Source organism: Vreelandella andesensis, assembly GCF_003989795.1.
GTDB lineage: Bacteria > Pseudomonadota > Gammaproteobacteria > Pseudomonadales > Halomonadaceae > Vreelandella > Vreelandella andesensis.
In genome coordinates this window covers 67480-80154 of sequence record NZ_RZHG01000018.1, presented here as the reverse complement: position 1 = coordinate 80154, position 12675 = coordinate 67480, and the positions used below count along the sequence as shown (strand labels likewise).

Here is a 12675-nt window from a genome sequence, read left to right as displayed (position 1 = left end):
ACTTGAAAGTGCCGGGGCGTTTTTGTAGCTGGCGACCAGTTAGAACATACTGTTGAAAGGAAGCCTTATTTCTTGCCTTGCGGTTTCTAGTGTGGGGATTACGCTAGTAGGCGCTAACTTGCTACCTTTGCGGAGAAAACACGATGCCTTTGTCCCGTGCTGAAATCGTAACGCCTTCTGGCGAGCATTTGATGAACCGCTTGTGCGAACACTGGGCGCATAAGCTTGAGGTCGAACATAACGAGCAGGAAGCTAAGATTGTTTTTGCCAGCGGCACCTGCTTGATGCATGCCGGACCGGATCGCTTGGTCGTTTCCCTTGAAGCCTTGGAAGAAGAGCATTTGGATCAGCTAGAAGGTGTATTGGAAAGCCATCTTTTACGGATGGCAAAAGACGAACCGCTGGTAATTGTCTGGGAGAACTAATCCGTTTGCAGTACTGAGTGTTGCCTATAGCGCCGCATCATTAAGAGGGGTCTGTTATAATCTAGACCACTTTTTTATCCTTGTTTTCTTATATTAAGCTTGGTGCCGAACGGCGCACGCGCAGGAGTTTCCATGACCCGAATTGCCATTGTAGGCGTCGCTGGCCGTATGGGCCGTACGTTAGTAAATGCGGTAGAACAGCAGGCGGATGCCTCGTTAGCAGGCGGTATTGTTGAGCCTGGTAGTTCCTTGGCAGGTGCGGATATTGGTGAGCTGGCAGGCGTTGGCAAACGCGGCGTCGTGGCGGTAGATTCCCTCAGTGCGATAGTGAATGACTTCGACGTTCTGATCGACTTCACCGCGCCGCATGTCACCTTGGCAAATTTGGCATTCTGTGCCGAGCATGGCAAGCGCATTGTGATTGGTACCACCGGCATGAACGATGACGAACTGGTTGAGCTGGATAGCTACCGCGATAAAGTTGCCATGGTATTCGCACCTAACATGAGCGTTGGCGTTAACCTGACCCTCAAGTTGCTTGAGACTGCTGCAAAAGCCCTTGGTGATGAAGGCTACGACATTGAAATCATTGAAGCGCACCATCGCCATAAAGTGGATGCACCTTCCGGTACGGCGATTAAGATGGGTGAAGTGGTTGCCGAGAGAATTGGCCGCACGCTAAAAGAACATGGTGTCTTTGAGCGGGTAGGACAGTGTGGCCCACGCACCGACAAAGAGATCGGTTTTGCCACCGTCCGGGCTGGTGACATCGTTGGTGAGCACACGGTGATGTTTGCTACCGAAGGCGAGCGTATCGAAATTACTCATAAAGCTTCTAGCCGCATGACCTTTGCCAAAGGCGCGGTTCGTGCTGCTCGCTGGGTCGATGGCAAAGCGCATGGTCGTTACGATATGCAGGATGTGTTGGAGCTGAACTGACGCGCCGTTGAGGCTGCTTCTGGCGCTAACTTGGTAATAAAGGGCTAGCCTAAAGTCGGTAAGTCCTGTAACATTCCAAAAATTTTGGCTCAGTGGCTGCAAAAAGCAGCAAACTATCTGCATTAAACGTGTGTCTGTAACCGGATGCATATTTGTAGTTGGACGCACATCTGTAGATAGAGAGAAAGCACCGCGCTTGTTGCACTGGCCCTCAGGTTAGAAAATATAGTCAGCTAAGTGCTGCGCCGTGGATTAGCCACGGAAGAGAACAACAAGCGGGATGAAACCGATTTTTTTACTATCGGCTTCGTCCCGCTTTTTTACGACCCGACGTTTGCACGCAAACGCCGACAAACCGGATCGCCGAGCCTGCGCCCACAGGCTCCCACCAGCATGGGAGAACGTGTTTTGAATAACCCCGCATTGAGCAAACCCGCGATATTGGCCCTGGAAGATGGCAGTGTGTTTCATGGAATTGCCATTGGCGCGGATGGCGTCACAAGCGGTGAGGTGGTGTTCAATACAGCCATGACCGGCTACCAGGAAATCCTCACTGACCCTTCTTACACCCGTCAAATCGTCACGCTGACCTATCCTCATATTGGCAATACCGGCATTAATTCCGAAGATGTGGAATCCGCATCGATTGCCGCAGCGGGCTTGGTGATTCGTGATCTTCCTCTGTTAGCCAGCAGTTTCCGTTCTGAGCAAACCCTTTCTGATTATCTGAAAAGCCAAAATGTGCTGGGCATTGCGGATATCGATACTCGCCGTTTAACGCGCATTCTACGCGATAAAGGTGCGCAGAATGGTGCGATTTTGGCGGGGGCGGAAGCCGAGGGCGATGATGCAGTAGAGCGGGCGCTGGCGGCAGCGAAAGCATTTCCAGGCTTGAAAGGCATGGATCTGGCCAAAGAGGTCTCGTGCAAAGAGGCTTACGAATGGACGCAAGGCGAGTGGACGCTGGGCGAAGGTTATGCGGATACTGCCGGCCCTGATGGAAAGGGCGAGGGTGCTTACCACGTGGTGGCGTACGACTTCGGTGTGAAATTTAACATCCTGCGCATGCTGGCCGCGCGGGGCTGCCGATTGACGGTGGTGCCAGCGCAAACGCCGGCGGCTGACGTATTGGCCATGAAACCGGATGGTGTCTTTTTGGCTAACGGCCCTGGCGACCCTGAACCTTGTGACTACGCCATCAAGGCGATCCAGGAAGTGCTGGAAAGCAACATGCCAGTCTTTGGTATCTGCCTGGGTCACCAGTTGCTGGCGCTGGCCTCCGGCGCGAAAACAGTCAAGATGAGCCATGGCCATCACGGCGCTAACCACCCGGTGCAAGATTTAGACACTGGCACGGTAATGATCACCAGCCAAAACCACGGCTTTGCTGCCGATGAAGCGAGCCTGCCGGATAACGTGCGCGCGACGCATCGTTCGCTGTTTGATGGCACGCTGCAAGGGATTGAGCGTACTGACTACCCGGCGTTCAGCTTCCAGGGTCACCCAGAAGCTAGCCCAGGCCCGCGCGATGTAGCGCCGCTGTTTGATCGCTTTATTGCCATGATGCAGGCGCGTCGCTAACGCTGCCCATTATTACCGCCATGTAACGCCATTTTTTGTCGCTCATCGTCACCTATTTTGCGGGAACCGTTATGCCTAAGCGTACCGATATCAACAGCATTCTTATCATTGGCGCTGGTCCGATTGTCATCGGCCAGGCCTGCGAATTTGACTACTCCGGCGCCCAGGCGTGTAAAGCGCTGCGCGAAGAAGGGTTCCGGGTTATTTTGGTTAACTCGAACCCAGCCACGATCATGACCGACCCGGCCATGGCGGATGCGACCTACATCGAGCCAATTACCTGGCAGGCGGTCGAAAAAATCATCGAAGTCGAGCGCCCAGACGCGATTCTGCCCACCATGGGTGGACAGACAGCGCTGAACTGTGCGCTAAACTTGGAAAAATACGGTGTACTGGATAAGTACAGCGTCGAAATGATTGGTGCCAACGCCGATGCGATTAACATGGCTGAAGATCGCGATCTGTTCGATCAAGCCATGAAGCGCATTGGTTTGGAGTGCCCAAAAGCGAAAGTGGCGCACACCATGGATGAGGCCTGGGAAGCTCAGGCCGAACTAGGTTTTCCAGCCATTATTCGTCCTTCTTACACCATGGGCGGCTCCGGTGGCGGCGTGGCATATAACAAGGAAGAGTTCGAAGAAATCTGTACCCGCGGTTTCGAACTTTCTAACAACCACGAGCTATTGATTGATGAGTCGCTGCTGGGTTGGAAAGAGTACGAAATGGAGGTGGTGCGGGACAAGAACGACAACTGCATCATTGTTTGTGCGATTGAAAACTTTGACCCCATGGGCGTTCACACCGGTGACTCAATTACCGTCGCGCCAGCGCAAACGCTGACCGATAAAGAGTACCAGATCATGCGTGACGCCAGCCTTGCGGTGCTGCGCGAGATTGGTGTGGAAACCGGCGGCTCCAACGTACAGTTTGGTATGGATCCGAAAACCGGCCGTTTGGTGGTTATCGAGATGAACCCTCGGGTGTCGCGCTCGTCGGCGCTAGCATCTAAGGCCACAGGCTTCCCGATTGCCAAAATCGCCGCGAAACTGGCGGTAGGTTACACCCTAGATGAGCTGCAAAACGATATTACCGGTGGCCGCACGCCCGCGTCGTTTGAGCCGTCCATCGATTATGTCGTTACTAAAATCCCGCGCTTTACCTTCGAAAAATTTCCGCAAGCAAATGACCGTCTGACCACTCAAATGAAATCAGTGGGCGAAGTCATGGCGATTGGCCGTACCTTCCAGGAATCCATGCAGAAAGCCCTGCGTGGGCTGGAAACTGGCAACGATGGCCTTGATCCGATTATTACTGATTTCACGCCAGACAACATGACGATCATTCAGGGTGAGCTGCAGGCTGCCGGTGCTGAGCGTATCTTCTATATCGCTGATGCCATGCGCGCTGGCATGAGTGTTGATGAGGTGTTTGCGTTAACCAATATTGACCCTTGGTTTCTGGTGCAGTTGGAAGACTTGGTGCTGACTGAAAATGCCGTCGCTAAGCGTTCCCTGGCCGACTTCTCTGCTAATGAGCTTTATCAGCTTAAGCGTAAAGGCTTTGGCGATGCGAGACTGGCCAAGCTGCTTGGCGTGTCGGAAAAAGCGTTCCGCAAAACCCGCCAGGCAGCGGGCATACGTCCGGTTTATAAGCGTGTTGATACCTGCGCTGCGGAATTTGCCTCTGACACCGCTTACATGTACTCCACCTATGAAGAGGAGTGCGAAGCACAGGTGACAGATCGCCAGAAAATTATGGTGCTTGGCGGTGGCCCCAACCGTATTGGTCAAGGTATCGAATTCGATTATTGTTGTGTTCATGCTGCCTTCGCCATGCGCGATGACGGCTATGAAACTATCATGGTCAACTGCAACCCGGAAACCGTTTCTACCGACTATGACACCTCGGATCGTCTCTATTTTGAGCCGGTAACGTTGGAAGATGTGCTTGAAATTGCTGATAAAGAGAAGCCGGTAGGCGTGATTGTGCAGTTTGGTGGTCAAACGCCGCTGAAGCTCGCCCGTGAGCTGGAAGCGGCAGGCGTGCCGATTATCGGTACCACGCCAGACGCCATTGACCGCGCTGAAGACCGCGAGCGCTTTCAGGTAATGATCGACAAGCTAGGTCTGAAGCAACCGCCCAACGCTACCGCCCGTAGTTTTGAAGAGGCGTTTTCCAAGGCTGAAGCCATTGGTTACCCATTGGTGGTGCGCCCAAGTTACGTATTGGGTGGGCGAGCAATGGAGATTGTTTACGATGCCTCCGAGCTTGAAAACTACATGACCAATGCGGTGAAGGTGTCTAACGACTCTCCTGTCTTGCTTGACCATTTCTTGAGTGCGGCGGTCGAAATTGATATCGATGCTGTCTCTGACGGTCAGCAGGTGGTGATTGGCGGCATTATGCAGCACGTTGAGCAAGCCGGTGTTCACTCTGGTGATTCTGCCTGTGCGCTGCCGCCTTACTCGCTGCCTGCTGATGTGCAGGATGAAATGCGCGAGCAAGTCAAGAAAATGGCGGTTGAACTTGGTGTTAAAGGCCTGATGAATGTGCAGTTGGCGTGGCAGGATGGCGAAATCTATGTCATTGAGGTCAATCCCCGTGCTTCACGTACCGTGCCGTTTGTGTCTAAGTGCATTGGTATCTCGCTAGCGCAGATTGCTGCCCGCTGCATGGCAGGTAAGACACTGGCTGAACAGGGCTTTGAGCGTGAAATCATCCCGCATTTCTATAGTGTGAAAGAAGCGGTCTTCCCGTTTAACAAGTTCCAGGGCGTTGACCCAATTCTTTCGCCTGAAATGAAGTCAACGGGCGAAGTGATGGGCTCTGGCGATACGTTTGCAGAAGCCTTCTTTAAGGCGCAGCTTGGCGCTGGCGAAGCCATTCCCGCATTAGATGGTGAACGTAAAGCGTTTCTTTCGGTGCGCGAGCCAGATAAGCAGGGGATTATCGAAGTGGGGCGTTCTCTGCTAACATTGGGCTTCACACTATGTGCAACGCGAGGGACAGCGGCGGCACTTGAAGCTGCTGGACTGGAAGTGGAGCACGTCAATAAAGTCTACGAAGGCCGTCCCCATATCGTCGATCTGCTGAAGAACGACGAAATCGCCTACATCGTGAACACGACTGAAGGTCGTCAAGCTATTAACGACTCTTCAATTATTCGCCGTACTGCTCTCGCGCGCAAGGTGCCTTATGCGACCACCTTGGCGGGCGCTAATGCTGTTTGCATGGCGCTTGAGTACGGTAGGGAGATTACGGTGCGGCGCCTTCAGGATCTGCATGCAGGAGCAAGTCAATGAACAAGGTCCCGATGACGGTAGCGGGAGAAAAAAGTCTTCGCGAAGAGCTTAATCACCTGAAAGGCGAAGCTCGCCCTCAGGTTATTGCTGCGATTGCTGAAGCGCGTGAACATGGTGATCTCAAAGAGAACGCTGAGTACCACGCTGCTCGCGAACAGCAAGGGTTTATTGAAGGCCGTATTCAAGAAATTGAAAGCAAACTTTCAGGTGCTCAAGTCATCGATGTTACCAAGCTGCCGAGAACTGGCAAAGTGATCTTCGGCGTAACTGTATCGTTGCTGAATCTCGATAGCGACGCCAGTGTTACCTATCGAATTGTTGGTGAAGACGAAGCCAATATTAAAGAGGGTCGCATTTCCGTGACCTCGCCTATCGCTCGCGCAATGATTGGGAAAGAAGAGGGCGATGTGGTGGTGGTAAAAACCCCGGGTGGCGACGTTGAGTACGAAATCGAGAGTGTTGAACACCTCTGATTCGTTGCTGTAAAGCTGCGGCGTAAGCGTCTATGTGGCGCTTACATCCCGTTATCCAGGCAAACTAAAAGGCCCGCGGAGGTACTGACGCGGGCCTTTAGATTCACTAATGATTTAACGTTGCTCGTTTGGGTCAATGCCGCCCGTGGTGGTTTTCAAAACGCGTGATGTTAGAAAGCTTAGGATTTACCTTTGGATTGCGGCGATAGAACAGCGCCATCTTACCAATGGTTTGTACTAGCTCAGCGTTGCTGTCGGCGATCAGCTCATTGATCATGGCGACACGGTCGTCGCGTTCTGGAATTGCGAGCTTCACTTTGATCAGCTCATGATCGTTGAGCGCGCGGCTGAGTTCTGCGAGCAGGTTTTCGGAGACGCCGTTCTCAGAAACGGTGACCACGGGATTAAGGTGGTGGCCAATGCTACGAAATGCTTTCTTTTGTGCCTGTGACAAGCTCATGGTATCTTGCGGTATCCCGGTTAGCGCTTAACGCTCCATCTTACGGTGAAATGCCGTTAAGTGAAAGCAATCGCTTAAATGCGCCCATCTCTTATTCCAGTGTTAGATTCCCACATGCAGCAAAAACCCCCAAGCCGTAAACACTCAGTGAGCAAGACCAGCAGCAACTGGAAGAAAGAACATTTCGATGATCAGTATGTGAAGCAACGTTGGCAAGATGGCTATCGTTCCCGTGCAAGCTATAAGCTGCTTGAGCTGGATGAAAAGGATAAACTGTTGCGCCCAGGTATGACGGTTATTGATCTCGGCGCCGCCCCAGGCGGATGGAGTCAAATTGCCGCAGAAAAGGTGGGGCCTGAAGGTGTTGTGATAGCGTCAGACATATTAGAAATGGATGCACTGGCAGGTGTTGACTTTGTTCAGGGCGATTTTACCGAGGAGAGTGTGCTCAACGCGATCCTTGAGCGATTAGGAAATCGTCAGGTAGACCTTGTGATGTCCGACATGGCCCCCAATATGAGTGGTATGGCGGCCATTGATCAGCCCCAGGCAATGTACCTTGTCGAACTCGCTTTGGAACTTGCGCGAGAAACGCTGCCGCCGGGTGGGTGCTTTTTAGCCAAGGTGTTTCAAGGTGAAGGGTTTGATAACTATTTGAAAGCGCTTCGAAGTAGCTTTGATCGTGTCGTGACTCGCAAGCCGGATGCTTCAAGGGCGCGCTCACGGGAAGTTTATTTTCTAGCGGAAGGATTTCGTGGCTAACGAGAGGCGGCTCTGTGCTAGCGAATACCAACAATCGTGTTAGCGAGTAGTAATAGCAAATATTTATCACCACGATTGCCAGACAGGCAGGCGTAAATTGTGTCACATTATGCACGTTGGACGAGCGTGACACAGATGGCCCAAAGTGAAATGTGCTTTGGCAATGGTTGAACGTTAAGCTCTAGTGTATGGTCTGAGTATTAGCGGTTAACTGACGGATTCTTGTAATGAGGGTAGCCCCTTGAACGATATGGCGAAGAACTTGATTCTGTGGTTGGTCATCGCGGCCGTTCTACTGACAGTGTTCAATAATTTCAGTACGGAAAGCGCACCGCAAACCACCAACTACTCCCAGTTTGTGCAGCAGGTGCAAAATCAGCAGATACGCAGCGTCACCATTGATGGTTATACCATCACGGGCGAGCGTACGGACGGCTCTCAGTTTCAGACCATTCGCCCAGCGGCGGAAGATCCGAAGTTGATGGATGATTTGCTAAGCAACAGCGTCGCCGTTGTTGGTAAAGCGCCAGAACAGCAAAGTATTTGGACGCGCTTACTGATCGCGAGCTTCCCGATTCTGCTAATCTTGGCCATCTTTATGTTCTTTATGCGCCAGATGCAGGGCGGTGCCGGTGGCGGAAAGGGCGGCCCGATGAGCTTTGGTAAATCCAAAGCTAAGTTGCTTTCTCAAGACCAGATCAAGACTACGTTTGCCGACGTCGCAGGCTGCGACGAAGCGAAAGAAGAAGTTGAAGAGCTAGTGGATTTTTTACGCGATCCTACTAAATTCCAACGTCTGGGTGGCACGATACCTCGTGGTGTCTTGATGGTAGGTCCGCCAGGAACGGGTAAAACGCTGCTGGCTAAGTCCATTGCGGGCGAAGCTAAAGTGCCGTTCTTTTCTATCTCGGGTTCAGACTTCGTCGAAATGTTCGTCGGTGTTGGTGCCTCTCGTGTTCGTGACATGTTCGAGCAAGCTAAGAAACAAGCGCCGTGCATTATCTTTATCGATGAAATCGACGCGGTAGGCCGTTCACGCGGTGCTGGCATGGGCGGCGGTAACGATGAGCGCGAGCAGACACTCAACCAGTTGCTGGTAGAAATGGATGGCTTCGAAGCCAATGAAGGTGTCATCGTTATTGCAGCAACTAACCGTCCAGACGTTCTCGATCCTGCGCTATTGCGCCCAGGGCGTTTTGACCGTCAAGTAACGGTTGGCCTGCCGGATATTCGTGGTCGTGAACACATTTTGGGTGTCCATCTTCGCAAAGTGCCTTTGGCCGATGATGTTAAACCGCAGTTGATTGCGCGTGGTACGCCAGGCTTCTCTGGTGCGGACCTTGCGAACTTGGTCAACGAAGCCGCATTGTTTGCAGCCCGTCGTAACAAGCGTTTGGTTGCTATGGAAGAACTGGAGCTTGCTAAAGATAAGATCATGATGGGCGCTGAGCGCAAGTCGATGGTCATGACGGACAAAGAGAAGCTCAATACGGCGTATCACGAATCAGGTCATGCCATTATTGGCTTGGTAGCGCCTGAGCATGATCCTGTTTATAAAGTGACGATCATACCCCGTGGCCGTGCGCTTGGTGTCACGATGTTCTTGCCGGAAGAAGATCGTTACAGCCTGTCGCGCCAGCAAATTCTCAGCCAAATTTGCTCGCTGTTTGGAGGCCGTATTGCTGAAGAGATGACGTTGGGTGCTAACGGTGTTACCACCGGTGCCTCAAACGATATCAAGCGCGCCACGGAGCTCGCCCACAACATGGTCGCTAAGTGGGGGCTGTCGAATGAAATGGGCCCGATCATGTACGACGAGGATGAGTCCCATCAGTTCCTAGGTGGCCCTGGTCAGGGTGGCGGCAAGCTAAAGTCTGGCGAAACCACCTCTCGTCTCGATAAAGAAGTTCGTAAGATTATCGATGAGTGTTACGAGCAGGCGCGTCAGATTTTGGAAGATAATCGTGACAAGCTAGACGCTATGGCCGAAGCGCTGATGAAGTACGAAACTATCGATGCCGACCAGCTGAAAGATATTATGGCAGGGCGCGACCCGCGCCCGCCTGAAGACTGGAACGAAGGTGATTCATCTGGCGGCGGCACGCGTGCCAATGATGACAAGCCCGAAGAGAAGTCTGGAGAAAAGGCAGGTGGTACACATCCCGGTGCGTCTGGCGACGACGGCGAAGAAGATGACGACGAGCCACGCCGCCGTCCTTCTGACCCGCTAGGAGGCCCTGCAGGCCCATAAGATACGCAAACGCTAGTGATGTTAGGAAAGGCGTCCCATAATGGGGCGCCTTTTTGTTATGCTGTCGATCAATTGCAAACACGCTTTTCTTTTAGTAGGCCGCAGCATGAAACCGATAGTTGACTCTTCATCGCCTTCCTGGGCAACGGATAGCGCATATCACCTGCGCTGTGGACGTCATTCGCTGGATCTTTCGTTTCCACGGGTAATGGGTATTCTGAACGTTACGCCGGACTCCTTTTCTGATGGTGGGCAACATGTTGGCTTAGATAGTGCACTGCACCATGCTGAGCGAATGTTGGCAGAAGGTGCTGCGATAATTGACGTGGGGGGGGAGTCGACTCGTCCAGGGGCTGGTTCTGTATCGGAGCAAGAGGAATTAGACCGCGTGGTGCCTGTGGTTGAAGCGTTAGTGCGGGAGTTAGATGCACTGGTCTCAGTGGACACCAGCAGCCCTGCTGTTATGCGCGAAGTAAGTGCACTTGGCGCTGGCATGATTAACGATGTGCGAGCGTTGGAACGCCAGGGTGCGCTGGGTGCTGCGGCAAGCACTGGCCTGCCGGTTTGTTTAATGCATCGCCAGGGTGAACCCCAGGATATGCAGCAGTCGCCGTATTACGGCCAGCCAGTTGAATTAGTGGTAGCCAGCTATCTGGCTGAACGGGTAGCAGCGTGCGAGGCTGCTGGAATTCATCGTAGCCGTTTGCTGGTAGATCCTGGCTTTGGTTTTGGCAAAACTATTGAGCACAACCTGCGCCTGCTGAAGTACATGGATGAGCTTCAGACGTTGGAGTTGCCACTGTTAGTAGGCATGTCGCGGAAGAGCATGATCGGCAAAGTATTGGGTCGTCCGGTGGAAGAGCGTTTGGCTGGAGGGCTTGCGCTAGCCGCCATGGCGGTCGAGCGTGGTGCCAATATCATACGTGTACATGATGTCGGCCCCACGGTAGATGCCGTTAATATGGCATGGGCGGTGCTTCAGGAAGGCTGCGAGCCATCGTTAAATAAGGAGATAACTTAATGACGCGACGTTATTTTGGTACCGACGGCATTCGCGGCTCGGTCGGACAAGCGCCGATTACTGCCGACTTTATGCTCAAGTTGGGTTGGGCGGCGGGGCAAGTACTGCGCCGTGAAAAAGGCCGTACCCGCGTTTTAATTGGAAAAGATACGCGTCTCTCAGGCTATATGTTTGAGTCCGCGCTTGAAGCGGGTTTTTCCGCTGCGGGTGTCGATGTTTCGCTATTGGGGCCGATGCCGACGCCAGGTATTGCCTACCTAACGCGAACCTTCCGCGCTGACGCAGGCATTGTGATTTCTGCCTCCCATAATCCGTTTGACGATAATGGCATTAAGTTTTTCTCTGCTGAAGGAAAAAAACTGCCTGACGAGATCGAAGATCGTATTGAGGAAATGCTAGAAGCGCCTCTGTCAACGGCAGGCGCTGCTCAGTTGGGTAAGGCAACCCGTATTGATGATGCGGCTGGGCGCTATATCGAATTTTGTAAATCAACATTGCCAGACCGCCTTAGCCTGCATGGCTTAAAAATTGTGCTGGATTGTGCTCATGGCGCGACCTACCACATTGCGCCAAACGTGTTTCGAGAATTGGGCGCTGACGTTAGCGTGATAGGTGCTTCCCCTGATGGCTTGAATATTAATCATCAGGTAGGGTCTACCCATCCTGCGGCACTGCGCGCTGCGGTGATACAGCAAGGCGCGGATCTGGGTATTGCCTTTGATGGCGATGGTGATCGCGTACTTCTAGTAGATGCTGATGGCCGTGAGGTGGATGGCGACGATATTCTTTATCTTATTGCCCGAGATCGTCATGAGCGGGGGCTGCTTGAGGGCGGCGTAGTAGGCACCCTGATGAGTAATTTCGGGCTTGCCATGGCGCTGGAGCGGCTGGGAATTCCCTTTCAGCGTGCGAAAGTTGGTGACCGCTTCGTCATGGAAATGATGGCTGCCAACGGCTGGGAGCTTGGCGGAGAGTCTTCAGGCCACATTGTATGTGGTCATGTTCAGTCGACCGGTGACGGAATCGTTTCAGCGTTACAAGTGCTGGCACTGATGATACGAGAGCAAAAGCCACTGCTATCTCTACTGAAGGGGTTAGAGAAGGTGCCTCAGTCGCTGGTCAACGTTAGGCTGCCTGCGGGCACCAATGCAAAAGATGTCATGACGGCAGAGCCGCTAATGAACGCAGTGGCTGCGCTTGAAGATGAGTTAGGTGACCAAGGCCGTGTGCTGCTTCGGCCATCGGGCACTGAGCCGCTTATTCGTGTGATGGTAGAAGGGCGTGCTCACCTGGATGTTGATCGTTTAGCGCATAAATTGGCGGATCAGGTTCAGGCATTGCTTAGCTAACCTACTAAGGGAAGCTTAATAAGTCAGTGTGCTCAATAACTACATCCAACTAATGAAGCTGTATAACAGCGGTTGTCTTGACAAGGCCGCTCCTATACCATTTCGCTCCATC

10 protein-coding genes are annotated in these 12675 nt (G+C 52.8%); 9 read left to right on the top strand and 1 reads right to left on the bottom strand.

Annotated elements, in window-relative coordinates:
- Positions 1-143: 143 nt before the first annotated feature.
- From ELY33_RS08440 to greA, 5 genes are all read left to right on the top strand, one after another.
- Positions 144-425, top strand: a complete 282-nt coding sequence (locus tag ELY33_RS08440; protein WP_126946698.1) for a DUF2218 domain-containing protein — start codon at positions 144-146, stop codon at positions 423-425.
- A 132-nt stretch (positions 426-557) separates the two neighbouring features.
- Positions 558-1364, top strand: a complete 807-nt coding sequence (gene dapB, locus ELY33_RS08435; protein ID WP_126946695.1) for a 4-hydroxy-tetrahydrodipicolinate reductase — start codon at positions 558-560, stop codon at positions 1362-1364.
- A 423-nt stretch (positions 1365-1787) separates the two neighbouring features.
- Positions 1788-2945 carry a glutamine-hydrolyzing carbamoyl-phosphate synthase small subunit gene (gene carA / locus ELY33_RS08430; RefSeq protein WP_208644222.1) on the top strand — a complete coding sequence of 386 codons (1158 nt, stop codon included), beginning with the start codon at positions 1788-1790 and terminating at the stop codon, positions 2943-2945.
- A gap of 71 nt (positions 2946-3016) precedes the next feature.
- Positions 3017-6247, top strand: a complete 3231-nt coding sequence (gene carB / locus ELY33_RS08425; RefSeq protein WP_126946692.1) for a carbamoyl-phosphate synthase large subunit — start codon at positions 3017-3019, stop codon at positions 6245-6247.
- On the top strand, positions 6244-6720 hold the full coding sequence (gene greA / locus ELY33_RS08420; protein WP_126946689.1) for a transcription elongation factor GreA: 477 nt from the start codon (positions 6244-6246) through the stop codon (positions 6718-6720). The genes carB and greA overlap by 4 nt, the downstream gene beginning before the upstream one ends.
- 133 nt (positions 6721-6853) lie before the next feature.
- Here the strand turns inward: greA and yhbY are convergent, their stop codons facing one another.
- Positions 6854-7180 (bottom strand): ribosome assembly RNA-binding protein YhbY, encoded by a 327-nt coding sequence (yhbY, locus tag ELY33_RS08415; RefSeq protein WP_126946687.1) that lies wholly within the window; start codon positions 7178-7180, stop codon positions 6854-6856.
- A 114-nt stretch (positions 7181-7294) separates the two neighbouring features.
- Here yhbY and rlmE point away from each other — a divergent pair, with 114 nt between their 5' ends.
- The 4 genes from rlmE to glmM all read left to right on the top strand — a co-directional run bounded on the left by rlmE (position 7295) and on the right by glmM (position 12563).
- Complete coding sequence (gene rlmE, locus ELY33_RS08410) at positions 7295-7942, top strand: 23S rRNA (uridine(2552)-2'-O)-methyltransferase RlmE (RefSeq protein ID WP_126947236.1); 648 nt, start codon at positions 7295-7297, stop codon at positions 7940-7942.
- Positions 7943-8183: 241 nt separating this feature from the next.
- Positions 8184-10193, top strand: coding sequence for an ATP-dependent zinc metalloprotease FtsH (gene ftsH, locus ELY33_RS08405; RefSeq protein ID WP_126946684.1), 2010 nt, complete (start codon positions 8184-8186; stop codon positions 10191-10193).
- Positions 10194-10299: 106 nt separating this feature from the next.
- Positions 10300-11214, top strand: coding sequence for a dihydropteroate synthase (gene folP, locus ELY33_RS08400; protein WP_126946681.1), 915 nt, complete (start codon positions 10300-10302; stop codon positions 11212-11214).
- Positions 11214-12563, top strand: coding sequence for a phosphoglucosamine mutase (glmM, locus tag ELY33_RS08395; protein WP_126946678.1), 1350 nt, complete (start codon positions 11214-11216; stop codon positions 12561-12563). Before folP ends, glmM begins: the two co-directional genes overlap by 1 nt.
- Positions 12564-12675 lie beyond the last annotated feature (112 nt).